Source organism: Haemophilus parainfluenzae, from assembly GCF_014931275.1.
Taxonomy (GTDB): Bacteria; Pseudomonadota; Gammaproteobacteria; order Enterobacterales; family Pasteurellaceae; genus Haemophilus_D.
The window spans coordinates 367,218-392,500 of sequence record NZ_CP063110.1 but is presented as its reverse complement, the minus strand read 5'-3'; the positions used below and the strand labels follow the sequence as shown (position 1 = coordinate 392,500).

Here is a 25,283-nt window from a genome sequence, read left to right as displayed (position 1 = left end):
AGGTTGAAGGTTGGGTAACACTAACTGGAGGACCGAACCGACTAATGTTGAAAAATTAGCGGATGACTTGTGGCTGGGGGTGAAAGGCCAATCAAACCGGGAGATAGCTGGTTCTCCCCGAAATCTATTTAGGTAGAGCCTTGAGCGGACACCTTCGGGGGTAGAGCACTGTTTCGGCTAGGGGTCCATCCCGGATTACCAACCCGATGCAAACTACGAATACCGAAGAGTGATACTCAGGAGACACACGGCGGGTGCTAACGTCCGTCGTGGAGAGGGAAACAACCCAGACCGCCAGCTAAGGTCCCAAAGTCTATATTAAGTGGGAAACGAAGTGGGAAGGCTTAGACAGCTAGGATGTTGGCTTAGAAGCAGCCATCATTTAAAGAAAGCGTAATAGCTCACTAGTCGAGTCGGCCTGCGCGGAAGATGTAACGGGGCTCAAATATAGCACCGAAGCTGCGGCATCAGACGAAAGTCTGTTGGGTAGGGGAGCGTTCTGTAAGCGGATGAAGGTGAATCGAGAGGTTTGCTGGACGTATCAGAAGTGCGAATGCTGACATAAGTAACGATAAAACGGGTGAAAAACCCGTTCGCCGGAAGACCAAGGGTTCCTGTCCAACGTTAATCGGGGCAGGGTGAGTCGGCCCCTAAGGCGAGGCTGAAAAGCGTAGTCGATGGGAAACGGGTTAATATTCCCGTACTTGGATAAACTGCGATGTGGGGACGGAGCAGGTTAGGTTATCGCACTGTTGGATATGTGCGTTTAAGTTTGTAGGTGGGAAGTTTAGGCAAATCCGGACTTCTATTAAACACTGAGAGATGATGACGAGGCTCTACGGAGCTGAAGTAACCGATACCACACTTCCAGGAAAAGCCACTAAGCTTCAGGTTTATCTAAACCGTACTGAAAACCGACACAGGTGGTCAGGTAGAGAATACTCAGGCGCTTGAGAGAACTCGGGTGAAGGAACTAGGCAAAATAGCACCGTAACTTCGGGAGAAGGTGCGCCGGCGTAGATTGTAGTCCCTTGCGGGCGAAGGTTGAACCGGTCGAAGATACCAGCTGGCTGCAACTGTTTATTAAAAACACAGCACTCTGCAAACACGAAAGTGGACGTATAGGGTGTGATGCCTGCCCGGTGCTGGAAGGTTAATTGATGGTGTAATCGAAAGAGAAGCTCCTGATCGAAGCCCCAGTAAACGGCGGCCGTAACTATAACGGTCCTAAGGTAGCGAAATTCCTTGTCGGGTAAGTTCCGACCTGCACGAATGGCATAATGATGGCCAGGCTGTCTCCACCCGAGACTCAGTGAAATTGAAATCGCCGTGAAGATGCGGTGTACCCGCGGCTAGACGGAAAGACCCCGTGAACCTTTACTATAGCTTGACACTGAACATTGAATTTTGATGTGTAGGATAGGTGGGAGCCTTAGAAGCAGTCACGCCAGTGATTGTGGAGGCGTCCTTGAAATACCACCCTTTAACGTTTGATGTTCTAACGAAGATTACGAAACGTGGTCTCGGACAGTGTCTGGTGGGTAGTTTGACTGGGGCGGTCTCCTCCCAAAGAGTAACGGAGGAGCACGAAGGTTTGCTAATGACGGTCGGACATCGTCAGGTTAGTGCAATGGTATAAGCAAGCTTAACTGCGAGACAGACAAGTCGAGCAGGTACGAAAGTAGGTCATAGTGATCCGGTGGTTCTGAATGGAAGGGCCATCGCTCAACGGATAAAAGGTACTCCGGGGATAACAGGCTGATACCGCCCAAGAGTTCATATCGACGGCGGTGTTTGGCACCTCGATGTCGGCTCATCACATCCTGGGGCTGAAGTAGGTCCCAAGGGTATGGCTGTTCGCCATTTAAAGTGGTACGCGAGCTGGGTTTAGAACGTCGTGAGACAGTTCGGTCCCTATCTGCCGTGGGCGTTGGAGAATTGGTTGGGGCTGCTCCTAGTACGAGAGGACCGGAGTGGACGCACCACTGGTGTTCCGGTTGTGTCGCCAGACGCATTGCCGGGTAGCTAAGTGCGGAAGAGATAAGTGCTGAAAGCATCTAAGCACGAAACTTGCCAAGAGATGAGTTCTCCCAGATTTAAAATCTGTAAGGGTTGTTTAAGACTAAGACGTAGATAGGCATGGTGTGTAAGCGGTGCGAGCCGTTGAGCTAACATGTACTAATTGCCCGAGAGGCTTAACTATACAACGCTCAAGGGTTTTGGGTGTTGAGAAGACGAAACAAACTCAGAGAAGAAAGAGAAGAAAGTTTTGAAGGTTATCAGCTTGTTTGGTTGTGAGCGCTAGAGATAGCGGAACAGAGAGAAATAGAAAAGTTATTAAAGGAATAATCCTGGCGGCGATAGAGCGGTGGTCCCACCTGACCCCATACCGAACTCAGAAGTGAAACGCCGATGCGCCGATGGTAGTGTGGGGCTTCCCCATGTGAGAGTAGGACACCGCCAGGTACTTTTTATTTTGTTAGTTTATTTTTAGAGTAAATTAACAAAATAAAAATTTTGGCAGCAACAGTGCAATGGTCCCACCTGAATCCATATCGAACTCAGAAGTGAAACATTGTTACGCCGATGGTAGTGTGGGGCTTCCCCATGTGAGAGTAGGTCACTGCCAATTATACCTCATTTAGCGGAGTGGTAGTTCAGCTGGTTAGAATACCTGCCTGTCACGCAGGGGGTCGCGGGTTCGAGTCCCGTCCATTCCGCCAATTCTTAATACCAATAGGGGCGTAGTTCAATTGGTAGAGCACCGGTCTCCAAAACCGGGTGTTGGGAGTTCGAGCCTCTCCGCCCCTGCCATTATTCCATATCAAATTATCTCTAATTTTTGTAAGAATATTGTCTATTTTGCTATTCGTTTTATACTAATCACATTTTTAGTATTTCAGAGATATTCTTATGCATTATTCCATTCAAGATTTTATCCAATTAATTGCGCAATTACGTAATCCTAATGGCGGTTGTCCTTGGGATCTTAAGCAAAATTATGAATCAATGATTCCTTGTTTAACCGAAGAAACTTATGAAGTCATTGATGCTATCCAAAAGAAAGATATTGTTAATTTAAGAGAAGAGCTTGGCGATCTTTTATTACAGGTTGTATTTTTCAGTCAGCTTGCTTCTGAAGATGGTTATTTCACATTTGATGATGTTCTTGATGATATTTCTAAAAAGATCGTGCGTCGTCATCCTCATGTGTTTGGAGATGCTACAGCTGGAAATGAAGAAGAGGCATTAGCTCGTTGGAATAGTATCAAAGCACAAGAGAAATCAGTTCAAGAAAAACGTTCTATTTTAGATGATATTCCGAATTCTTTTCCTGCATTGTTAAGATCACAAAAAATGCAAAAACAGTGTTCAAAGATTGGATTTGATTGGGATGACGTTGAATCTGTATTAGCAAAAGTTGAAGAAGAATTGCAAGAAGTTAGGGATGAAATCAATCAAACTCCTCATAATCAGGAAAAAATAGAAGAGGAAATCGGGGATTTATTTTTCGCAACAGTTAATTTGTCTCGACATCTCAAATGTAATGCAGAAGAGGCTTTGCGTAAGGCGAATAATAAATTTGAACAACGTTTTCGTAAAGTAGAAGAAAAAGCATTGGAACGAGGTTCATCAGTTAAAGATCTTTCTTTAATTGAAATAGATATCCTATGGGATGAAGTGAAAAGAGAAGAAAAATAATTGAAATGGCAGAGGGCGTTTTCCTCTGCCATTTTTTTATTTTATAGCATGAATAAGTAACATATAGGCACTGATCACCAATAGAATAATGCCTAATAGTTTTTTGACTAAGTGCGGTGATAATTTACCTCGAATTTTCATCGAGAAAAATCCGGTCACAAAAGCGCTGAGTACGACAATAATCACGATCGAAAAATTAACGTAACCGATTTGCCAACCAAAGTGATGCGGTGAGCTTTTTGAAAGATAGCCATAAAGGCTACCTAATCCACCAATAAACATCATTGCATTGGTATAAGGGGCAATTTGATGGGCTTTAACGGATTTTAGCTGTCCAATTAAAGGTGCCATGATTGAGCCTCCTCCAATACCTGTCATACCTGCAATAAATCCGCCTACCGTTGAAAGACTGATTCCTTTGATCATTTCATCTGCTGTAGATTGCTGAGTTATTGCGGTTTCTTTACTAAAAATAGTACGAATTGCCAATAGGGAAAGCGTAATAACAAACACACTGATAATAGCAATATCAGGTATATAAAAACTGGATTCAAATCCTAGTTGTACGCCAATAATCATGCCAACAGACCAAATGAGTATCGCTTTGTAATTAATTGATACTTCTTGTTTGTAGAAATAAATTAAGTTAATAAAGGATGATCCCATTACAATCGTCAATGATGTTGCAGCAATCATTTGTAGAGGAAATTGTGGGAATAAAGTGTAGAGAATCGGCACCATCAATACACCGCCACCAATACCAAAGATGGCCGACATGATATTCGTCATGACACCACATAAAATCAAAATAAGAATTAACTGTAAGCTCATTTCAAACTCCTTTTGTGTGGGAGTACGGCATTATTATTCTTTTGGATAAATAAATAATTTATGATCTTGCTCATAATTATCTATAAAAATAGACTTTATTTTAATTTTGTGATCCTTCTCACACAATCAGTATGACAATTATCATATGCTCTTTATACACCTAGCAGTAGTCTATAAATGGAATTTAATAATGGCTTCTACAAGGAGGAGCGTATGCTATTAACAGTTTCGAGTTTCCTCATCGTAACGGCTTTAGTGGCCTATGTTTCATGGCTACGTACTAAAAACGATGATTTAACCACCTCGAAAGGTTATTTCTTAGCGGGACGAGGATTAAGCGGTATTGTGATTGGTTGCTCAATGGTGTTGACCTCTCTTTCAACAGAGCAATTGATTGGCGTGAATGCTGTTTCTTATCAAAACAACTTTTCTATTATTGCGTGGACTGTGCCAACGGTGATTCCACTTTGCTTCTTGGCACTTTATATGTTGCCGAAATATTTGCGTAACGGTTATACCACCATTCCAGAATTCTTTGAAAATCGTTTTGACCGACAAACTCGTTTGATTATGTCAGGGTTATTCTTAGTCTTCTATCTTTTAATCGTTATTCCGACCGCACTTTATACCGGAGCGATTGCCTTTAATAAAATCTTCAATCTAGAAACTATTTTCGGATTAAGTTATGCGCAAGCAATTGTCTATACTGTAATTGCTATCGGTGTAGTTGGGGCGATTTATGCGATTTTTGGTGGGTTAAAAGCGGTAGCGGTTTCCGATACTATCAATGCCGTGATCTTAGTGATTGGTGCGTTGCTTGTACCTGTATTTGCATTGCTTTATTTAGGTAATGGCAGCATTTCAGAAGGCTTGAATATTATCACTACCACTCACGTTGAAAAATGGAACGCTATTGGTAGTTCAACAGACTCCACCCCTTGGCCGACAATCTTTACTGGTATTATGGTTGTTCACTTCTTCTATTGGACAACGAACCAAGCTATCGTACAACGTTGTTTAGGGGCGAAGGATTTAGCATCGGGTCAAAAAGGGATTTTAATTGCAGCACTTTTCTTGCTCACATTACCGATTATTCTTAATTTACCGGGTTTATTGAGTTTCCATATTTTAGGTGAAGGCTTAAATCCAATTGATACCTCTTATCCATTATTGGTCAATAAAGTGATGCCGACCGCATTACAAGGCTTCTTTATTGCGGCACTTTTCGGTGCAATTTTAAGTACCTTTAACTCATTCTTAAACTCTGCAGCGACCATTTATTGTAAAGACTTATTACCATCTATCAGTAAAAAACAACGTACCGATCAAGAGTTGATCGTCTATGCGAAAAAAGTCTCAACTGTTATGGCGATTGTGACCATGATTATTGGCCCACTTTTGATGTTCGGTACAGATGGTATTTTCTTAATCACTAAACGCTTTGCTGGTTTTGTGAATATTCCAATCGTGGCGTTATTTGCTGTTGGTTTGTTCAATAAAACGGTTTCAGGTTTAGCGGCACGTATTGCTTTACTTGTACACGTAGTACTTTATTTCAGTATTGTTTGGGTGTTCAATGTGAAAATTAATTTCGTGTATGTCATGGGCGGATTATTCGTATTTGATGTTGTCTTCATGTTGATTCTAGGTCAATTCTTAAAACGTGAGCCTTATGTGGAAAATACCGTCAATAAAGGCGACGTGGACTTAACCAATTGGAAATATATTAAAGTGACGTCTGTTTCATTGATTCTTGGTTTAATTGCGCTTTATGCTTTCTTATCACCAGTGGGTATTGCTTCACCAGATGGTAATCCAATGTTAGTGTTGGAAGTGTATGCGGTATTACAACTCATCGTGTTGATTGTCTTTAGACCAAAAAATGAAAAAACAGAACATCAATTACATCTTTCTAACCAACATTAAGCAGTCGGGCGTACATCACGTACGCCCTTAAAATAGATAAGGATTGTGTATGAACATTATCTATATTTTACTCGACCAAGTTCGTAAAGATATGCTGGGTGCTTATGGTCACCAGATCGTTAAAACCCCGAATATCGATCGTCTAGCTAAAGATGGCGTGCGTTTTAATAATGCTTTTACACCAGCTTCCGTTTGTGGACCCGCACGGACTTCACTTTTTACTGGTTTAATGCCGTCCACACATGGCATCATTCGTAATGGAGAAAAAGGCGGTACAGGTGAAGTGAGTGAAGATGCACCGAATATCGGTAAACTAGACGGCTATAATACCTATGTTGTGGGGAAATGGCACGTTGGGACAAAATCCGTACCGGAAGATTATGGAATTAAAGGGCATAACTTTGACGGCTATGGTTATCCGGGCAGTGGCGTGTATCAAAATTTAGTGTTCAACCAACCGCCGACACATTCCAATCGTTATAAAGAATGGTTAGATGAAAAAGGTTATGAGATCCCTGAAGTGAGTCGTGCTTATTTCGGTGATAACCCACATTTGCGCGTGCAAGAACTTTGTGGTTTGCTTTCAGGCACAAAAGAACAAACCATCCCGTATTTCATTATTGATGAGGCGAAAAGCTATATCAGCCAATCGCTTACTGAAAATAAACCGTTCTTCACATGGATTAATTTCTGGGGACCGCATACGCCTTGTATCGTGCCAGAACCGTATTATTCTATGTATAAAAAAGAAGATGTGGTACTAGATGAAAGCTTCTTCAAACCACTAGAAGGCAAACCAGGACACTATCGTACTATCTCTAAAATGTGGGGGATGTGGGAGGCGAGTGAAGATCATTGGAAAGAGGTTATCACAAAATTCTGGGGCTATATTACCCTGATTGATGATGCGATTGGTGAGCTGTTTACTTTCTTAGAAAATAAAGGCATTTATGACCGCACTTTTATTGTGGCAACTGCTGATCATGGTGATGCGATGGGCGCTCATCGAATGATTGAGAAAGGGGAGTTCATGTTTGATACCACCTACAACATTCCGATGATTATCAAAGACCCGAATTCAAATCGTGTTAATCAACAAGATGATAATCTTGTCTATCTCCATGATTTAACCTCTACGGTTTATGATTTGGCTAATCAGCCGATTCCTTCCGCCTTTGAAGGGGAAAGTATTTTGCCGATCGTTCGTCAACATCAAGATAATCAACGAAAAGGGATATTGGCACAGTTAGCGGGGCATTTCGTTTACTTTGAACAACGTATGTGGCACCGTAAAGACTATAAATTGGTGTTTAATGCATCGGACATTTGTGAGCTTTATGACGTAAAAAATGATCCGGCTGAAATGCATAATTTGTTCTATAGGCCAGAATATGAAGCTGTTAAAAAAGAGATGCTAGAAGAAATGCGTCAAGAAATGAAACGCTTAAATGATCCGCTAGAAAACTGGGTATATCGAATTATTCATGAAGTATAAAAAACAAAGAAAAAACTGACCGCACTTTGAAGGACGTTTATGGAAAATTGCTCAATCAAGCCTACTGAGTTATCACATTGCCAGCTCACCGAGTTACATCACTTACCGAAAGGTTCCTTCTTGTATCAACAAGGTGAGTCGGCACATGAGTTTTATTATGTGCAAGCTGGCTTGATTGGCTTATTTCATACCCTTGAAAATGGCAAGGAAAGCTTGGTGCGGTTATATTCCAAAGGGGATTATTTTGGTTTCCGAACCTTATTCTCCATGACGGATAAACACTATCATTGCAATGCAAAAGTCTTAATTGATGCAGAGATTACTCGCATCAAGCCCAATGTAGTGAGCGAGTTTTTTACGCATAATACGGTGATGAGCCAATGTTTACTGCAGATCTTGGCTGATGAACTACGTGAAGCCGAAGAGCGTTTAGCAAAAAGTGCCTATTTACGCACCTTAGATCGTGTGATGGATAGTTTATATTTCCTCAAACAAAACTTTCCTGATTATAATTGGACGTATCGCGAAATTGCGGAATATGCGGGCTGTGAAACGGAAACCGCCATTCGTATTGCTAAAGAGCTCAAACAAAACGGGGCATTTGATCGAATATCAGGTCATAAATAATGTTGTAACAAAGGATGGTTGATGTCTGTTTTTCTACCACAAGCTCATTTTCACTTAATGGCGAAACCAAGCAGTTTTCACTGTAACATTCAGTGTGAATATTGCTTCTATTTGGAAAAATCAGAACAGTTTGGGCAACATGCGCCTTTTATGTCGAAAGACACCTTAAAACATTACGTCAAAAACTATATTCAATCTCACGCCGGTAATGTGGTTGAATTCGCTTGGCAAGGTGGTGAACCCACTCTTTTAGGCTTAGATTTTTATCGACAAGCCGTTGAATATCAGCAGGAATTTGCTCAAGGTAAACAGATCACAAATGCCTTTCAAACCAATGGTATTGCACTTAATCAGCAATGGGCAGCATTTTTCAAACAACATAATTTTCTTATTGGGCTTTCTATTGACGGCTTAAGTGCCGTACATAATCGTTATCGTATTTCGGGTAACGGCAATCCCACCTTTGAAAAAGTCGTGAAAGCATTAAATCTGCTTCAAGAATATGGCGTGGAATTTAATACGCTTACCGTCATTAATGATCAAAACTGGCAAAAAGGAAGAGAAACTTATTTAGCACTCAAACAGCTTGGCTCGACTTATATGCAGTTTATTCCTATTGTCGAACGTCATGCACAAACACAATCTGTCACCGATTTTTCAGTACCATCAGAAGGTTATGGACAATTTCTCGTGGATGTCTTTCATGAATGGTATGAGCATGATGTAGGGAAAATTTATGTGTCGCAGTTTGATAATCTGCTTGGACAATGGCTTGGTTATCCTTCCACAACCTGTGTTCATCAACCTACTTGCGGGCAATCGCTTATCACGGAAGCCAATGGCGATGTGTATACTTGCGATCATTTTGTGTATCCCGAATACAAGGTCGGAAATTTAACTCAGCAACCTTTAACAGAGATTGTGTTTTCCAGTAAACAGCAACAATTCGGTTTAGAAAAATCACAAAAATTGACCGCACTTTGCCGTCATTGTGAGTTTCGTAAACTCTGTTATGGCGGTTGCCCGAAACATCGTTTTGTTTCTCTCGAAAATGAACCCAATCCACATAATTATTTATGTGCTTCTTACCGTTATTTCTTTGAACAAACGGCGCCTTATATGCAAGCCATGGCTCGCCAAATTCGTTTACATCCATCTGCCGCTTAAGATATAATGACACTTTCTGTTCTACTTTTTTATTGATATGAATCCTTGGACATTACTTGCTATTTCGATTTGCTTTGAAATTGTGGCAACGAATTTATTAAAAGTCAGCGATGGCTTTACAAAACTTTGGCCTACAGTTGGCTCATTAACCTTATATTCCGTTTCATTTTATTTTATCTCTATTGTCTTCCGTACGCTTCCTGTTGGCTTGGTTTACGCCATTTGGTCGGGTGTTGGCATTGTTTTGACTGCCATCGTGGCGTATTTCGCTTTTGGTCAGAAAATCGATACCGCTGGGCTGATTGGTATGGCATTGATTATCAGCGGTGTTTTAGTAATTAACTTGTTTTCTCAAACAGGACATTAATCCTCCAAATGAAATGTAATCAAGCTCACAAATTTTATTTTTCTTCAAAATAAAATTATGTTGGTAATCAATTCATCGCTATAATTCTCCGGCATTTTTAACCGCACTTTGTGCAACTTTAAAGGAAATTTTATGAAAAAATTACTTTGCTCATTATTTGCGCTTTCTGCTGTGAGTACAGCAATGGCACAAGAAGTGAATATTAAATTATTAGGTACTTCAGACATTCACGGTCGCGTTGTACCTTGGAGCTATGGCGCAGACGTAGAAGATAAATCTGGTTCTTATGCGCAAATCGCAACTTATGTGAAAGATGTGCGTAAAAACAACAAAAACGTGGTATTAGTGGATGTGGGCGATGCGATCCAAGATAACCAAGTTGATGTGTTCGCAAAAGATAAAAAATATTACAAAGATCACCCAATTCCAAAAGTATTAAATGAAATGAAATACGACGTTTTCGTACTCGGTAACCACGAGTTTAACTTTGGGATGAAAGCATTAGATGAAATCTTAAAAGACATCAAAGCGAAAAAATTAACCGCAAACTTCTATTATAAGAAAAACGATAAACGTTATATTGATGCAACAACCATCATCGAAAAAGATGGCGTGAAACTAGGGATTATCGGTTTAAGTACCCCAATGTCAGCAAAATTTGAAGAAGACACGGGCAACTTAAAAGACATGAAATTTACTTCACCAACGGAAGAAGCACGTACACAAGTTGAGAAGTTAAAAGCGAAAGGTGTCGATGCAATTATTGTTATCGCTCACATGGGTATCGACAATGAAAACAAGATTCCAGACACTGGTATGCGTGATGTGATCAATGCGGTAGACGGCATTGATGTGGTGATTGCAGGTCACATGCACAAAGATGTGCCAAGTGAAACCATTAAAAATACACTAATCACCGAACCACACCGTTACGGTACCGTGGTATCTGAAGTGGATCTCACTTTTGATATTAACGATAAAAAAGAAGTGAAATTGGTGAAGAAAGAATCTAAAACCGTTCCAGTTAAAGAACTTGAAGCGGATAAGAAAATTGCGGAAATCTACAAACCTTATCACGAGAAATTACGTGAATTAAACAACGTGGTGATTGGTCAAACTGAAAACGAAATGGTGCCACAAGAAACCAAACACGGTGTATCTGCTGCATTCTCAAAAGATACTGGTTTATCTTCATTCATTAATGATGTTGAACAACATTACAGTGGTGCAGATGTGGTGACTTTCTCTTTCGACCACCAAAAAGCACGTATGAACAAAGGCGATATCAAGAAAAAAGACATCATCTTTAACTATCGTTATGCAGGTGGTGATGTCACCGTTTATGAACTGACCGGTAAACAATTAAAAGAATATATGGAATGGTCGGCTAACTACTTCGATACCATCCAACCAGGTGACACCGAATATCGTTATAATGCGGAACGTAAAAAATCAAAATATGTGACTTACGACATTTTCGGTGGCGTAAATTACAAAATTGACTTACGTAATCCACAAGGTAGCAAAATCGTTGATTTAACCCTTGCTGACGGTAAACCGGTAACTGATGATATGAAATTAAAAGTGGGCATGAACTCATATCGTTTCGCTCAATTAAACGGTAAAGGTGGTATTTGGGAAGGACAACAAATTCCTGTACTTTGGGAATCTAAAGTGGCAATGGGCCGTGAAAAAGGCACGATCCAAAATATGATGATCGATTACATCACCAACGTGAAGAAAGGTAAAATCGATGGTCAATCTCACAACCGTTGGGAAATCATTGGATTAAACTAATCTAAATAAAACACCGAAAGCACAAGCTTTTGGTGTTTTTTTATGCGCATCCCGAACTTTCGTTTTTCCTGATAGTCAGACGAACAAGATTTATCAGTAAGGATATTTTTATGAAAAAAGCCACTTTTCTTACAACCTTTATTGCACTTACACTTTCAACCTCAACACTTGCTATGCCAAATAAACCCGATCCTCTAGCCAATACCCCTTATTTTAATCAAACAGACAAGGGATTCGATCTTAAATTTACCCCAAAAAACTACCGCACTTTAGAGGTAAAAGTCGGAGATTCATCAGTTAAATTCCGTGCCTTTGAAAAGATTGTGTACGTAGCGAATCCAATAGAGCCTGATTATCAAACCTTAAATATTTACGTTCCAGAAGCTTATTTTAAGGGTGAAAAAATAAATGGTTATTCAGCTGAAACGGTGCCGATCTTTTTACCTAATGCCGTTGGTGGATATATGCCGGCTAAGGCGGCAACCTATGATGCCAAAGGTTTTGGTAGTGGCGATAAACCGAATGCCATTGTGACCGCACTTTCTAAAGGTTATGTAGTGGCGAGCGTAGGCGCGCGCGGCCGTACTTTAGAAAAAGACGGGAAATACACCGGTAAAGCACCTGCAGCAATTATTGATTTGAAAGCGGCTGTTCGTTATTTACACGCGAATGATAATGTGATGCCTGGGGATGCGAAGAAGATTATTTCTAACGGTACCAGTGCTGGAGGGGCATTATCTGCTTTACTGGGTGCGAGTGGTGATAGCAACGATTATGCTGATTATTTAAAACAAGCCGGCGCAGCTGAGGCAAGTGATGCTATTTTTGCGGTATCGGCTTATTGTCCGATTACCAATTTAGAGAATGCAGATAGTGCTTATGAGTGGGAATTTAACGGTGTAAATGAATATAGCCGTATGGATATGAGCCGTTTGAATGCCAATAGCTATAATGACCGTTCACAGGTAGAAAAAGCTAAAATTGAAGGGACATTGTCTGCAGATGAAATCAAGGTTTCTGATCAACTTAAAGCGGCGTTTCCAGCTTACTTAAATAGCTTAAATTTAAAAGATGAAAAAGGCAACGCCTTAACATTAGATGCACAAGGAAATGGCTCTTTCAAAGATTATATGCGTTCAGTGATTGCTTCATCTGCAGATAAAGCCCATAAAAACGATGCCTCTTTTGAGGGTAAACCTTGGGTGAAAGTCAGCAAAGATGGCGTAAGCGATATTGATTGGGATGGCTATGTTCACTCAGAAAAACGAATGAAATCGCCACCTGCGTTTGACGCATTGAATTTGAGTTCTGGCGAGAATAATTTATTCGGTACGGAAACGGTGAATAATAAACATTTTACTGAATATTCACTGCACCACAGCACTGAGAAAGGTGAAATGGCGGATAAACAAATCGTGAAACTCATGAACGCCATGAATTATCTCGATCAGAGTAAAACGCAGCATTGGCGCATCCGTGCGGGAACATCAGATCGTGATACATCTCATGCGATTAGTGCGATCTTAGCAGTAAAATTACGCATGAATGGCAAGCAAGTTGACTATCAAACGCCTTGGGGTGTACCTCATTCAGGAGATTATGATCTCGATGAATTATTTCAATGGATTGATAGCATTTCAAAATAACTGAAAAACCAACCGCACTTTGAGGCAATCGAATCAAGTGCGGTTATTTTTTTCTTTGTTTTCAGCTAAAACTTGTAAATAATCAAGGTAAAATTGAGCTCAACGTAGTAAACTACAAGCACTTTTATCCTTTAGGAGATGACAAATGAAACCTTATTTAATCGCCCCTTCTATCCTTTCTGCAGATCTTGCTCGTCTTGGTGATGATGTGCAAAACGTGTTGAATGCTGGTGCGGATGTGATTCATTTTGATGTAATGGATAATCACTATGTGCCGAATTTAACCTTTGGCCCAGCTGTGTGCAAAGCTTTGCGTGATTATGGCATTAAAGCACCTATTGATGTGCATTTAATGGTGAAACCGGTTGATCGTATCATTCCTGATTTTGCCAAAGCCGGTGCGGATTACATTACGTTTCATCCTGAAGCCAGTGAACATATTGACCGCTCTTTACAGCTCATTCGTGATCACGGTTGTAAATCAGGTTTAGTATTTAATCCTGCCACACCATTAAGTTATTTGGATTATGTATTAGATAAGGTGGATGTGATTTTGTTAATGTCCGTGAACCCAGGATTTGGTGGACAATCCTTTTTACCTTCCACATTGAAAAAATTACAACAGGCACGTCGTCTGATTGATGAAAGCGGTTTAGATATCCGTTTAGAAGTTGATGGTGGGGTAAAAGTGGATAATATTGCAGAAATCGCTGCGGCCGGTGCAGATATATTTGTGGCAGGCTCAGCGATTTTTGGTAAACCAGATTATAAACAAATCATTGATCAAATGCGTGCGCAGTTAGCTTCAGTTAAATAGATGGTAGTGAGAATGAAGACTCAATTTAAAGTTATCGGTTTTGATTTAGACGGTACGCTTGTGAATAGCTTGCCGGATTTAGCGTTATCTGTGAATTCTGCTTTAGCAGACTTTGATTTACCCCAAGCACCAGAAGAGTTAGTGTTAACTTGGATTGGTAATGGGGCGCCTGTATTGATTGCACGAGCTTTAGAATGGGCAAAAGGGCAAACAGGTAAAGACTTTTCAGATGCAGAAATGGAGCAAGTGAAAGAGCGTTTTAACGTGTATTACGCAGAGAATCTTTGTAATGTGAGCCGTTTATATCCAAATGTAAAAGAAACATTGGAAACCTTGAAGGCTCGTGGTTATACCTTAGCCGTGGTAACGAACAAACCAACTCGTCACGTTCAGCCAGTATTAGCCGCATTTGGTATCGATCATTTATTCAGTGAAATGCTTGGTGGACAATCATTACCGGCGATTAAACCACATCCAGGCCCATTGTATTATTTATGCGGTAAATTTGGCGTAGAACCTCGCCAAGTGTTATTTGTAGGTGATTCTCGAAATGACATTCTCGCTGCTCATTCAGCAGGTTGTCCAGCTGTGGGTTTAACTTACGGTTACAACTACAACATTCCAATTGCGGAATCAAATCCAGATTGGGTGTTTGATGACTTTGCGAAGTTATTAGAGATTCTTTAATTGATGATTAAAAAAGGAGATTGAAGCATACACTTCAATCTCCTTTTTTATTATCGATTAGTAATTGCTTGAGGTATTAGCAGAAACACCTGTTACAATCGCAATGCCTGCGCTTGCGCCAATTCGAGTAGCTCCCGCTTTAATCATCGCTAGTGCGGTTTGAGTATCACGAATACCGCCAGAGGCTTTCACGCCAATGTTGCCTACCGTTTTCTTCATTAATGCCACATCTTCTACGGTTGCGCCGCCTTTATTGAAACCCGTTGAGGTTTTAACGAATGCTACACCTAATGCTTTACAGATTTCACAGGCTTTTACGATTTCTTCTTTAGTGAGTAAGCACGTTTCTAAAATCACTTTAAGTGGCACGCCATGACAAGCCGTTAATACAGCTTGAATATCATCTTTTACGGCATCCCATTTATTGGATTTAATTAAGCCAACATTAATCACCATATCGATCTCACCTGCACCCGCTTTGATGGCTTCTTGGGTTTCAAACGCTTTGACAGAGGATAAGTTGGCGCCAAGAGGGAAACCAACAACCGTACAAATTTTGACGTTTGAGCCAGCGAGTTTTTCTTTGGCTAAAGGAATATAACCTGAATTAATGCAGACAGAATAAAAACCGTACTGAATTGCTTCATCACAGAGTTTAAGAATATCTTGTTCTGTTTTTTCTGCGGTGAGCGCGGTGTGATCAATATATTGTGCTAATTGTTTACTATCCATATTTTTTCTCCTTATAAAATGATGTGATTATCATAACAAAATATCTGTAATTTTGACCGCACTTTTCTGATCGATTACAATCCATTTATCCTAGATCATGACATTTTATTGTGAAACTTAACACCTTATTAAAAAATACGATTTCGCTCCTGCTGACATTGATTATCGTGAGCAGTATTCTCGATTTTATTCGTAAACCCAATATTCCACCTGAAATCAATGCGACTGCACTTTATGATTTACAGGGGAATGCCTTCTTTTTACCCCAATTAGATCAAGCTAAGCCGACGATCATTTACTTCTGGGGAAGTTGGTGTGGTTATTGTCGTTATACTTCTCCAGCAATTAATTCACTTTCAGAAGAAGGCTATCCGGTAGTCTCTGTTGCGCTGCGTTCGGGGACAAATAAGGACGTGGAGGATTATTTACAAACGCATCACTATCAGTTTACAACGGTGAATGATCCTCAAGGCAAGATTGCGGATCAATGGCAGGTGAATGTGACACCAACAATTATTATTTTAAATAAAGGAAAAATGGATTTGGCCACAACGGGCTGGACAAGTTACTGGGGCTTAAAAGTGCGGTTGTTTTTCACAGAGTTTTTTGGCTAAGCGGTACAAAATCTATTACAATACACAGGCTTATTTTAAAGAGGACAGAATTATGATTATCGTAACAGGTGGCGCCGGTTTTATCGGCAGTAATATCGTTAAAGCATTAAACGATATGGGACGCAAAGATATTTTAGTGGTGGATAACTTAAAAGACGGGACTAAATTCATTAACTTAGTGGATCTTGATATCGCAGATTACTGTGATAAAGAAGACTTCATTGCGTCAATTATTGCAGGTGATGATTTAGGTGATATCGATGCGGTATTCCATGAAGGAGCTTGCTCAGCGACTACTGAATGGGACGGTAAATACATCATGCACAATAACTACGAATATTCAAAAGAGTTATTGCATTATTGCTTAGATCGTCAAATTCCGTTCTTGTATGCGTCAAGTGCGGCGACTTATGGCGACAAAACTGAATTCCGTGAAGAGCGTGAATTTGAAGGCCCATTGAATGTGTACGGTTATTCTAAATTCTTATTCGACCAATATGTGCGTGCAATTTTACCTGAAGCGCAATCACCGGTATGTGGTTTCCGTTATTTCAACGTTTATGGTCCGCGTGAAGGTCACAAAGGCTCAATGGCGAGTGTGGCATTCCACTTAAATAACCAAATCCTGAAAGGCGAAAATCCAAAATTATTTGCAGGCAGTGAACACTTCCGCCGTGATTTCGTTTATGTAGGCGATGTGGCACAAGTCAACATTTGGTGCTGGCAAAATGGCATTTCGGGTATCTTCAACTGTGGTACCGGCAATGCAGAGTCTTTTGCAGAGGTAGCAAAAGCGGTAATTAAATTCCACGGCAAAGGCGCAGTGGAAACGATTCCATTCCCAGAGCATTTGAAATCTCGCTATCAAGAATATACGCAAGCAGATTTAACGAAACTTCGCGCAACTGGCTACGACAAACCATTTAAAACTGTCGCGGAAGGTGTGGCTGAGTACATGGCGTGGTTAAATAAATAAAAATATTGAACAAATAATGTCGTTCAATACTAGAAAATGAATAAAGTGCGGTTAAAATTAGTCTTATTTTTAGCCGCACTTTTGTTATAAGGTCAAACATGAGGATTTTAATTATCGGCCCGTCTTGGGTCGGCGATATGATGATGTCGCACAGTTTGTATCAACAACTCAAACAGCAATATCCAAATTGCCAAATTGATGTGATGGCACCGAATTGGTGTAAACCACTTTTAGCCCGTATGCCAGAAGTGCGTCATGCCATTGAAATGCCGCTCGGACACGGCAAATTTGCCTTGTGTGAACGTTATCGTTTAGGTAAGGCATTGCGCAATCAATATGATATGGCGATTGTGTTACCAAATTCCTTGAAATCAGCCTTTATTCCCGCTTTTGCAAAAATTGCGGTACGTCGTGGTTGGAAAGGGGAAAGCCGTTATTTCTTGCTTAACGATTTACGCAATAATAAACGTGATTATCCTATGATGGTGCAACGTTATGTGGCGTTAGCTTTTGAGCAAAATGCGGTACCGAAAGCGGCTGATATTACTGTTCTAAAACCTTATTTAACCGTTGACTCAACTCAACAGGCGGAAACCTTAAAAAACTTTGAAAAACAGACCGCACTTTTAGGCGAGCGTCCGATTATCGGTTTTTGTCCTGGAGCAGAATTTGGTCCAGCTAAACGTTGGCCGCATTATCATTATGCTAAATTGGCTGAAATGCTCATTGAAAAAGGCTATGCGGTAGAATTATTTGGTTCACCAAAAGATGTGGAAGCAGGTGAGCAAATTCGCAATGCGTTGCCTGCCGAGCTACAACCATTCTGTTTGAATTTGGCAGGGCAAACAAACCTGAATCAAGCGGTAGATTTAATTGCTAATTGTACGGCAGTGGTAAGCAATGACAGTGGCTTAATGCATATTGCGGCCGCGACAGATCGCCCATTGGTTGCACTTTATGGTCCAACGAGCCCAATTTATACGCCACCATTATCAGATAAAGCCGTGATTATTCGTTTAATTGAAGGCGATTTAATTAAGGTGCGTAAAAGTACAGATAGCTCGGAAGGGTATCATCAAAGTTTGATTGATATTAAACCTGAAAATGTGGTAGAAAAACTGACCGCACTTTTAGACGTTTAAGAAAGAGAGAATATAAAATGGAAATTACCTATCAACCCATATTAGATAAAAATTATACTAAGGCAGTAAAAAAAATAAGCCGTGATATTTATAAGCACAATAAATTTCGCAAGATGATGAGTATTGGCGATTTCTTATTATCTTTATTCTTCTTGCTGCCAAGTATTTTTCTTGCTTTTGAACTGATGGATTGGGGAGAGTATTTGTATGATTGCTATGAAAATATCTTGGCCTATTATGCGGGATATATATTATTTGCTATCTCAATGCTTTCTTTTTTCTATGCAGTTTTGATACGACCTTATTTAAATACCAAAGCTTTTCAAAGCCAAGTATATGGGGAAGTTAATAAGGAAAAAAAAACCATACGAATTCAAGAAGATGGGTTATATTCTGAAATAGCTCTCTGCCAAACCTTATATAATTATCGGTACATTCATCATATCGAAAATCATTATGGTTACTTAATGATTCGAGTTGATACGGGCTTGTTTTTCTTAATTCCTCATTCAGCCTTTCAAGATAATGCTCATCGAGAAGCATTTGAAGCCGCTTTACGAGAAAAAATAAAAGCTTACCAAGCAGAGCCTTTAAGTAAATAGAAAAGGCCTAACAGGATATGTTAATGATATGAACCCTCTCCGCATACATTTACAATTAATTGGAATGGTGATTTTATGGGGCGCCTCTTGGCCTTGGGGACGAGTGGTTGCCCAAGCTATGCCGACATTTGTTGCTTCAAGCGTGCGCTTTTTTTTCGCCATTATTCCACTCATTATTTGGCTATATGCGGCAAATCGCTTCAAATATGCTAAACAACTAAACGCTAATCAGTGGATGGGGTTGTTTGTAACTGCCTTTTTCGGTGTTTTCGCCTATTCCACATTTTTTATCTGGGGGTTGAAATATCTTCCCGCGGGACAAGCGGCTGTTATTGTGGCGACAAACCCTGTATTTACCACGCTTTTGGCGATTTTTTTATTTAAAGAAAAATGGAATCGTTGGGTAATAATCGGAATGGTTATTGCCATGAGTGGAACATTATTGGCTCTCACAAAAGGGAATTTTTTACAAATGATGGATTCCTTTGGATTTGGGCAAATATTATTAATTGGTGCACTAATTTGTTGGGTCGTTTACACCTTATTGGCGAGAAAAGTACTCGCGGGCATTGATTCTCTCACCGCAACCACATTATCTTCCATTTTTGGTTTTTTATTGTTGTTTATTAGTGCTCTATGCGTGGAAAGCTCGGACGGTTGGCTGACAGTACTTAATTTATCACAAGGTGAGTGGATAAGTTTACTTGGTCTTGCATTTGGTGCAACGGTATTAGCCTATGCATGGTATTTTGATGGTGTGAAACACTTAGGGGCAGGCAATGCCTCGGCTTATATTATTCTTGTGCCTATTTTAGGCATTTTATTTTCAGCCGTTTGGTTGAATGAACAAGTAGATTCCTCCTTAATTATTGGAGGCATTTTAGCCGTATCAGGGCTTGGAATTATGCACTGGGGAAGAAGGTTAATTAAATGAAAGTATGTGTGATTAAGACTTCCTCTATGGGCGATGTGATTCATACTTTGCCGGCATTGACTGATGCACAGCGTGCTATTCCTAATCTCTCTATTGATTGGGTGGTGGAAGAGAATTTTGCAGAAATTCCACGTTGGCATTCGGCAGTGAATCAAATCATTCCAATTGCTTTAAGACGTTGGCGAAAATCGCCTTTTTCAGCTCAAACAAAAAACGAATGGAAATCTTACCGCACTTTATTACAAGCCAATCAATATGATGCCGTGATTGACGCTCAAGGGCTTTTTAAGAGCGCTTTTTTTGCGACACGATTAGCTAATGGCGTCAAACATGGCTATGATCGCAAGAGTATCCGTGAGCCGATAGCTTCCTTGTTCTACGATAAAAAATACGCGATTTCCTATCAACAACATGCGGTAGAACGTATTCGTCAACTTTTTGCACAAGCCTTATCTTATCCATTACCGAAAGAGAAAGGGGATTACGATATTGCGCGTCATTTTATTTCCGCAGATTTTATCGAACCTTACGTGATCTTTTTTCATTCTACGACAAGAGATGAAAAGCATTGGCTAGAACATGAATGGCGAAATTTAATTGAAAAACTGACCGCACTTTCTGTTCAAGTTCGTTTACCTTGGGGAAATGAAAAAGAAAAGGCGAGAGCAGAGCGATTAGCAGTCGGTTTATCTCATGTAGTCGTTTTGCCTAAACTTTCATTAAATGAATTGGCTTACCAAATAGCTAATGCGAAAGCCGTGGTATCGGTAGACACAGGGCTTGCTCATTTAACGGCCGCACTGGACAAACCCAATATTACGCTTTATGGCGCAACTGATCCGACCTTAATTGGTTGTTATGGTCAAAATCAGTGTTATTTAATTGCCAATTCGATGGAGAAAATTACCTCAGAGCAGGTCTTTTCTAGCCTAAATACATTAATTAAATAGTTTGTAGAATAATTGGAAATGTATTGATCTAGATTAATTTTAGTTAAAATATTGTCTATTTTCTGATAGTTGGGAAAATTTAAGATTGACACATTCAGGTTCTGGTGTATAGACTAAAAAAGTTCAATTTTTTATTAACTTCATTAAATCATAAGGAAAGCGTTATGAAAAAAACACTTCTTGCTTTATCTGTAGCTGCATTAGCAGCAGGTTCTGCACAAGCTTATAACTTCCATGTTGACCAAACTGGTACGGATGTCGATTTCTATGGTTCTTTACGTGTTAAGTGGGAAAGCACCTCTAACAAAACCAACTATGTAGCGGGCGGTGAAAGCAAAGAGCACATCAACCACGCAGTAGACAACAATGGTTCACGTTTTGGTATTAAATTAAAACAAAGTTTAGGCGGTGATTTCTACGCTTTAGGCCGTGCTGAATGGCGTATGCGTGGTGAAGCACCTTCACAACATGATTTTGACCATGTTTATACACACTTCCTTTACGCAGGTATTGGCCACAAACAATTTGGTGAGTTAACTTACGGTAACATGCCAACTATCACTGATGAAGTAAAACAAACCGACTTAGCAAATACTTACAGCTTATCTGATGGCTTATTAGATGGTTCTGCTCGTCGTGTAACTCAATACGTGTACAACGGTAACTATGGTGATAACAAAGTTAAATTTGGTGCGTACTACGGTGGTTCAAGCAAACGTAGCATGAAAAACCTTGATTTAACAAACAAACGTAAAAATGCTTGGGGTACAGGTCTTATCTTCAACCATGCAATTGATAGCATTCAAAATGTAACTGTAGCAGCAGGTTTTACTCGTGAAATTTCCGAAAATGCAAACAACACGTCATTATTCCGTAATGCTTATGGCTTAGGTTTAGCATATAACTTCGTTCACACCACTTATGGCTTAGATTTGGAGCGTCAAGTAACCAAAAACCAAGGTGACAAACGTACTAAAAATGAAGTGCGTGCGATTGTTCGTCAAGGTTTAAACGAAGATTGGAACGTTTATGCAATGTATGCATATAAAACAGATAAACACAGTAATAATACAGACAGAACTCGCCAATTCATGGTTGGTACTGAATACTATGTGTTTAACCAAGGTTCTTTAAAAGTGAAACCATTCTTAGAATGGCAAGCGACTCGTACTAAATACGAAAATAGCACTGTAGATCGTAGCCGTGATTTCAAAACTGTTATCGGTTTACGTGCATACTGGTAATTTATCAGTTTAATCTTATAAAACGAGCGGATAGTGAAAGCTATCCGCTTTTCTTTTTGGCTTGTAATTTTGATTTTCACCCCCATAATATCGCACAGGCACAAAGTGCGGTAACAAAACGACATCTTTTTTGAACGTTTACAATTTATTTTCAAAATTGACCGCACTTTTACTCAAAGAATAAATAGGAACAAATAATGAATTGCACTCAAGACAATGACAAACTTTACCGTTACCTTTTCCAAAACCGTGCTGTTCGTGGTGAATGGGTACGATTAAACCAAACCTTTACGGATACATTGAATACCCACCATTATCCAAAAGCGGTACAAAACTTATTGGGTGAGATGATGGTGGCGACTAATTTGTTGACCGCAACATTAAAATTTAACGGTAATATTACTGTTCAAATTCAAGGTGACGGCCCATTAAAATTAGCTTTAGTAAATGGTAATGACCAACAACAGATCCGTGCATTAGCCCGTGTGCAAGGTGATATTCAAGATGGCATGAGCTTGCATGATATGATCGGCAAAGGTGTGTTAGTGATTACGATTGCTCCTACTGAAGGCGAGCGTTATCAAGGCGTTATCGGTTTAGATAAACCAACGATTACGGAATGTTTAGAAGACTATTTTGTCCGTTCAGAGCAGCTACAAACTCAGCTTATTATTCGCACGGGTGAATATGAAGGCAAACCAGTTACTGCAGGGATGTTGTTGCAAATCATGCCTGATGGGCAAGGTACGCCAGAGGATTTTGAGCATTTAACCACTTTAGCTGCAACCGTAAAAGATGAGGAGTTATTTGGATTGCCAGCGGAAGAATTGCTGTATCGTTTATATCATGAAGAAGTGGTGGAAGTCTTTGAACCGCAAACTGTTTCTTTCTTCTGCGGTTGCTCACCTGAACGTTCAGGAGCCGCATTATTACTGATTCCAGAAGCTGAAATTGATGAAATCTTAGAAGAGCATAAAGGCAGTATTGATATGCAGTGTGAATGTTGTGGCACACATTACTTCTTCAATAAAGAAGCCATCAATAAACTCAAACAAGCACAATAAGAAAAATTCCCGTTCATGATCTGCACCCCAAAAGTTAGACTAAACTTCTAACTGATTAAGGTGCAGATTTTTTATGACTAAATATAATCAACTTTTCAAACAACAAGTCGTGAATTTCTATTTCGAACACACGAAAATCTTGCTTTAACATTAAAGCATTTCAACTTAGCGGCAAAAACCGTTAGATATTGGATTTCTCAAAGTATGTCACGAAAAGGAAATAGTTTGGATAATGCAGCAATGGAAAGCTTTTTTGGGCGAATGAAAACGGAGTGTTTTCAGGAAAATCGTTTACTGGCATTGATGAACTTGAAAAGGTTATCAATGATTATTTCCGGTACTATAATGAAGAACGAATCCAATTAAAATTAAAAGGACTGAGTCCGATACAATATCGAAAGCAGTCCTTTAAATAACAGTCTAACTTTTTTTGGTCAGATCATTTTGTTTAGGTTTTTTGTTAAATAAAGTTAGCATCTTGTTTCAAATTCTGCTAGGGCTTCATCAAATTGTTGTTGCACTTTCGGATGAACAGGTGCAAAGACAGATGATGTTAAAGTAATAAATGAGCAAACTAAGAAACCGGGAATAATCTCATAAAGTTTGGATAAATCGTCCCAGCCTAGATAGCGCATGAGTGGGCTCCATGCAACGACGGTGATAGAGCCAGATAGCATTCCCCATAATGCAGCTTTTGAGCTAATGTTACGGTTAAAGAGAGAAAGAATCACAACTGGTCCAAATGCAGCACCAAAGCCAGCCCAAGCGTACGAAACTAATCCCATCACTTTTGAGTTAGGGTCATGTGCGATAACGATAGCAATGACAGAGATGAGTAACACCATTAAGCGACCAACCCAAACTAATTCTGTGCTAGAGGCATTTTTACGGAAGAAACCTTTATAGAAATCTTCTGTAATAGCCGCAGAACACATCAATAATTGCGCTGATAAGGTACTCATAATTGCGGCAAGAATTGCAGATAATATGATGCCGACAATCCAAGGGTTAAACATGACTTTGGATAATTCAATGAATACAGATTCTGCATTCGCAAGGTCAATGTTTCTTTCAGTGAAATAAGCTAGTCCAAAATAACCGACAGCAACTGCACCACCTAAGCAAAGGATCATCCAAGTAATACCGATTTGGCGGGCTTTATTTAAAGAAGCAACAGAGTCTGCAGCCATAAAGCGAGCCAAAATATGTGGTTGCCCGAAGTAGCCTAAACCCCATGCCAAGGCAGACACTACACCAATACCAGAAACGTTGTGCAACCAGTTACTATAAGGAATACCTGTTACAGCAGATTTTGCTTCAAGTGCCATTTTGAGATCATCCCAACTGATCGTGAGAATAACCATCACAGGAGCAAGAATTAGAGCAAAAATCATCAATGAAGCCTGAATGGTATCACTCCAAGAAACTGCTAAGTACCCACCAATAAAAGTGTAGCTAATGGTTGCAATCGCACCAAACCAAAGCGCGGTAGTGTAATCCATGCCTAATAGGCTTTGGAATAATTTCGCACCAGCCACTACTCCAGAGGCACAATAGATGGTAAAGAAGAACAAGATAATACCTGAAGAGATGATTTTCAGTGCTTTTTTCTGACGTGGAAAACGTTGTGCAAAGAACTCCGGTAACGTTAAGGCGTTGCTATATTTTTCAGTAAAAATACGCAAGCGACCAGCAACAACACGATAGTTCAAATAAGCCCCAATAGTTAACCCAACAACAATCCAAGCTTCGGATAAACCAGAGAGAAAAATTGCTCCAGGTAATCCCATTAATAACCAGCCGGACATATCTGATGCACCAGCAGACATGGCAGTAACAAAACTGCCCATTTTGCGACCACCTAGAATATAGTCGTCAAAATTCTGCGTGGAACGGTAGGCATATAATCCAATGCCTAAAATAACGAGCAAATAGAGCCCAAAGGTAATGTAGATTTGCATAA

At 40.0% G+C, this 25,283-nt stretch carries 21 protein-coding genes, 2 tRNA genes, 3 rRNA genes and 1 pseudogene (1 of these 27 only partly in view); 24 read left to right on the top strand and 3 right to left on the bottom strand.

The window, feature by feature from the left end:
- The 6 genes from INQ00_RS01885 to mazG all read left to right on the top strand — a co-directional run.
- Positions 1–2,203 (top strand): 23S ribosomal RNA (locus INQ00_RS01885); it begins 697 nt to the left of the window's first position.
- Positions 2,204–2,350: 147 nt separating this feature from the next.
- A 5S ribosomal RNA gene (rrf, locus tag INQ00_RS01880) occupies positions 2,351–2,466 on the top strand.
- Positions 2,467–2,516: 50 nt separating this feature from the next.
- Positions 2,517–2,632: ribosomal RNA gene (gene rrf, locus INQ00_RS01875) — 5S ribosomal RNA — on the top strand.
- 14 nt (positions 2,633–2,646) lie between these two features.
- Positions 2,647–2,723, top strand: a tRNA-Asp gene (locus INQ00_RS01870).
- A gap of 15 nt (positions 2,724–2,738) precedes the next feature.
- Positions 2,739–2,814 (top strand) — tRNA-Trp (locus INQ00_RS01865).
- 99 nt (positions 2,815–2,913) lie between these two features.
- Positions 2,914–3,702, top strand: a complete 789-nt coding sequence (mazG, locus tag INQ00_RS01860; RefSeq protein ID WP_197547134.1) for a nucleoside triphosphate pyrophosphohydrolase — start codon at positions 2,914–2,916, stop codon at positions 3,700–3,702.
- 36 nt (positions 3,703–3,738) lie between these two features.
- Here the strand turns inward: mazG and INQ00_RS01855 are convergent, their stop codons facing one another.
- Complete coding sequence (locus INQ00_RS01855; protein ID WP_197547133.1) at positions 3,739–4,533, bottom strand: sulfite exporter TauE/SafE family protein; 795 nt, start codon at positions 4,531–4,533, stop codon at positions 3,739–3,741.
- Between the two features lie 213 nt (positions 4,534–4,746).
- Between INQ00_RS01855 and INQ00_RS01850 the strand changes: the two genes are divergently transcribed.
- From INQ00_RS01850 to INQ00_RS01810, 9 genes are all read left to right on the top strand, one after another.
- Complete coding sequence (locus tag INQ00_RS01850; protein ID WP_197547132.1) at positions 4,747–6,459, top strand: solute:sodium symporter family transporter; 1,713 nt, start codon at positions 4,747–4,749, stop codon at positions 6,457–6,459.
- Between the two features lie 49 nt (positions 6,460–6,508).
- Positions 6,509–7,954 (top strand): sulfatase family protein, encoded by a 1,446-nt coding sequence (locus INQ00_RS01845; RefSeq protein WP_197547131.1) that lies wholly within the window; start codon positions 6,509–6,511, stop codon positions 7,952–7,954.
- Positions 7,955–7,993: 39 nt separating this feature from the next.
- On the top strand, positions 7,994–8,581 hold the full coding sequence (locus INQ00_RS01840) for a Crp/Fnr family transcriptional regulator (protein WP_197547130.1): 588 nt from the start codon (positions 7,994–7,996) through the stop codon (positions 8,579–8,581).
- A gap of 21 nt (positions 8,582–8,602) precedes the next feature.
- Positions 8,603–9,748 (top strand): anaerobic sulfatase maturase, encoded by a 1,146-nt coding sequence (locus tag INQ00_RS01835; protein WP_197547129.1) that lies wholly within the window; start codon positions 8,603–8,605, stop codon positions 9,746–9,748.
- Positions 9,749–9,785: 37 nt separating this feature from the next.
- Positions 9,786–10,115: a DMT family transporter gene (locus INQ00_RS01830; RefSeq protein WP_197547128.1), complete on the top strand. Its 330-nt coding sequence runs from the start codon at positions 9,786–9,788 to the stop codon at positions 10,113–10,115.
- A gap of 132 nt (positions 10,116–10,247) precedes the next feature.
- A complete protein-coding gene (locus INQ00_RS01825) occupies positions 10,248–11,912 on the top strand; it encodes a bifunctional metallophosphatase/5'-nucleotidase (protein ID WP_197547127.1) in 1,665 nt (554 codons plus the stop codon).
- 173 nt (positions 11,913–12,085) lie between these two features.
- Positions 12,086–13,558 carry a subtype B tannase gene (locus tag INQ00_RS01820; RefSeq protein WP_420026375.1) on the top strand — a complete coding sequence of 491 codons (1,473 nt, stop codon included), beginning with the start codon at positions 12,086–12,088 and terminating at the stop codon, positions 13,556–13,558.
- Positions 13,559–13,703: 145 nt separating this feature from the next.
- A complete protein-coding gene (gene rpe / locus INQ00_RS01815; protein WP_197547125.1) occupies positions 13,704–14,375 on the top strand; it encodes a ribulose-phosphate 3-epimerase in 672 nt (223 codons plus the stop codon).
- 12 nt (positions 14,376–14,387) lie between these two features.
- Positions 14,388–15,062: a phosphoglycolate phosphatase gene (locus INQ00_RS01810; protein ID WP_197547124.1), complete on the top strand. Its 675-nt coding sequence runs from the start codon at positions 14,388–14,390 to the stop codon at positions 15,060–15,062.
- 57 nt (positions 15,063–15,119) lie between these two features.
- Here the strand turns inward: INQ00_RS01810 and deoC are convergent, their stop codons facing one another.
- The gene (gene deoC, locus INQ00_RS01805) at positions 15,120–15,794 is read right to left on the bottom strand and encodes a deoxyribose-phosphate aldolase (protein ID WP_014064305.1); all 675 of its coding nucleotides are present in this window, start codon (positions 15,792–15,794) and stop codon (positions 15,120–15,122) included.
- A 110-nt stretch (positions 15,795–15,904) separates the two neighbouring features.
- Between deoC and INQ00_RS01800 the strand changes: the two genes are divergently transcribed.
- The 9 genes and pseudogenes from INQ00_RS01800 to INQ00_RS01760 all read left to right on the top strand — a co-directional run.
- Entirely contained in the window at positions 15,905–16,408 is a 504-nt protein-coding gene (locus INQ00_RS01800; protein WP_197547123.1) for a protein disulfide oxidoreductase, read from the top strand.
- A 52-nt stretch (positions 16,409–16,460) separates the two neighbouring features.
- The gene (gene rfaD / locus INQ00_RS01795; protein ID WP_065244080.1) at positions 16,461–17,384 is read left to right on the top strand and encodes an ADP-glyceromanno-heptose 6-epimerase; all 924 of its coding nucleotides are present in this window, start codon (positions 16,461–16,463) and stop codon (positions 17,382–17,384) included.
- A 98-nt stretch (positions 17,385–17,482) separates the two neighbouring features.
- Positions 17,483–18,526, top strand: a complete 1,044-nt coding sequence (gene waaF, locus INQ00_RS01790; protein ID WP_197547122.1) for a lipopolysaccharide heptosyltransferase II — start codon at positions 17,483–17,485, stop codon at positions 18,524–18,526.
- A 17-nt stretch (positions 18,527–18,543) separates the two neighbouring features.
- Positions 18,544–19,128, top strand: a complete 585-nt coding sequence (locus tag INQ00_RS01785) for a YcxB family protein (RefSeq protein WP_197547121.1) — start codon at positions 18,544–18,546, stop codon at positions 19,126–19,128.
- Between the two features lie 28 nt (positions 19,129–19,156).
- Positions 19,157–20,062 (top strand): DMT family transporter, encoded by a 906-nt coding sequence (locus INQ00_RS01780; protein WP_197547120.1) that lies wholly within the window; start codon positions 19,157–19,159, stop codon positions 20,060–20,062.
- Complete coding sequence (rfaC, locus tag INQ00_RS01775; protein ID WP_197547119.1) at positions 20,059–21,012, top strand: lipopolysaccharide heptosyltransferase RfaC; 954 nt, start codon at positions 20,059–20,061, stop codon at positions 21,010–21,012. The genes INQ00_RS01780 and rfaC overlap by 4 nt, the downstream gene beginning before the upstream one ends.
- A gap of 164 nt (positions 21,013–21,176) precedes the next feature.
- A complete protein-coding gene (locus INQ00_RS01770; protein WP_197547118.1) occupies positions 21,177–22,256 on the top strand; it encodes a porin in 1,080 nt (359 codons plus the stop codon).
- A gap of 197 nt (positions 22,257–22,453) precedes the next feature.
- Positions 22,454–23,320 (top strand): Hsp33 family molecular chaperone HslO, encoded by an 867-nt coding sequence (hslO, locus tag INQ00_RS01765; protein WP_197547117.1) that lies wholly within the window; start codon positions 22,454–22,456, stop codon positions 23,318–23,320.
- A 192-nt stretch (positions 23,321–23,512) separates the two neighbouring features.
- A pseudogene (locus INQ00_RS01760) lies at positions 23,513–23,736 on the top strand (transposase); the annotation flags it as partial.
- Positions 23,737–23,790: 54 nt separating this feature from the next.
- On the opposite strand, the gene putP reads toward INQ00_RS01760, so the two are convergent.
- On the bottom strand, positions 23,791–25,281 hold the full coding sequence (gene putP / locus INQ00_RS01755; RefSeq protein WP_197547116.1) for a sodium/proline symporter PutP: 1,491 nt from the start codon (positions 25,279–25,281) through the stop codon (positions 23,791–23,793).
- Between the last annotated feature and the right edge of the window lie 2 nt (positions 25,282–25,283).

What these genes read in the sequence shown, in the direction of transcription:
- deoC (WP_014064305.1), bottom strand. Translation starts at nt 15,794, where the DNA reads ATGGATAGTAAACAATTAGCACAATATATTGATCACACCGCGCTCACC.
- rfaC (WP_197547119.1), top strand. Translation starts at nt 20,059, where the DNA reads ATGAAAGTATGTGTGATTAAGACTTCCTCTATGGGCGATGTGATTCAT.
- INQ00_RS01840 (WP_197547130.1), top strand. Translation starts at nt 7,994, where the DNA reads ATGGAAAATTGCTCAATCAAGCCTACTGAGTTATCACATTGCCAGCTC.
- hslO (WP_197547117.1), top strand. Translation starts at nt 22,454, where the DNA reads ATGAATTGCACTCAAGACAATGACAAACTTTACCGTTACCTTTTCCAA.
- INQ00_RS01825 (WP_197547127.1), top strand. Translation starts at nt 10,248, where the DNA reads ATGAAAAAATTACTTTGCTCATTATTTGCGCTTTCTGCTGTGAGTACA.
- INQ00_RS01835 (WP_197547129.1), top strand. Translation starts at nt 8,603, where the DNA reads ATGTCTGTTTTTCTACCACAAGCTCATTTTCACTTAATGGCGAAACCA.
- INQ00_RS01780 (WP_197547120.1), top strand. Translation starts at nt 19,157, where the DNA reads ATGAACCCTCTCCGCATACATTTACAATTAATTGGAATGGTGATTTTA.
- waaF (WP_197547122.1), top strand. Translation starts at nt 17,483, where the DNA reads ATGAGGATTTTAATTATCGGCCCGTCTTGGGTCGGCGATATGATGATG.
- putP (WP_197547116.1), bottom strand. Translation starts at nt 25,281, where the DNA reads ATGCAAATCTACATTACCTTTGGGCTCTATTTGCTCGTTATTTTAGGC.
- INQ00_RS01770 (WP_197547118.1), top strand. Translation starts at nt 21,177, where the DNA reads ATGAAAAAAACACTTCTTGCTTTATCTGTAGCTGCATTAGCAGCAGGT.
- mazG (WP_197547134.1), top strand. Translation starts at nt 2,914, where the DNA reads ATGCATTATTCCATTCAAGATTTTATCCAATTAATTGCGCAATTACGT.
- INQ00_RS01785 (WP_197547121.1), top strand. Translation starts at nt 18,544, where the DNA reads ATGGAAATTACCTATCAACCCATATTAGATAAAAATTATACTAAGGCA.
- rpe (WP_197547125.1), top strand. Translation starts at nt 13,704, where the DNA reads ATGAAACCTTATTTAATCGCCCCTTCTATCCTTTCTGCAGATCTTGCT.
- INQ00_RS01820 (WP_420026375.1), top strand. Translation starts at nt 12,086, where the DNA reads ATGCCAAATAAACCCGATCCTCTAGCCAATACCCCTTATTTTAATCAA.
- INQ00_RS01850 (WP_197547132.1), top strand. Translation starts at nt 4,747, where the DNA reads ATGCTATTAACAGTTTCGAGTTTCCTCATCGTAACGGCTTTAGTGGCC.
- INQ00_RS01830 (WP_197547128.1), top strand. Translation starts at nt 9,786, where the DNA reads ATGAATCCTTGGACATTACTTGCTATTTCGATTTGCTTTGAAATTGTG.
- INQ00_RS01845 (WP_197547131.1), top strand. Translation starts at nt 6,509, where the DNA reads ATGAACATTATCTATATTTTACTCGACCAAGTTCGTAAAGATATGCTG.
- rfaD (WP_065244080.1), top strand. Translation starts at nt 16,461, where the DNA reads ATGATTATCGTAACAGGTGGCGCCGGTTTTATCGGCAGTAATATCGTT.
- INQ00_RS01855 (WP_197547133.1), bottom strand. Translation starts at nt 4,533, where the DNA reads ATGAGCTTACAGTTAATTCTTATTTTGATTTTATGTGGTGTCATGACG.
- INQ00_RS01810 (WP_197547124.1), top strand. Translation starts at nt 14,388, where the DNA reads ATGAAGACTCAATTTAAAGTTATCGGTTTTGATTTAGACGGTACGCTT.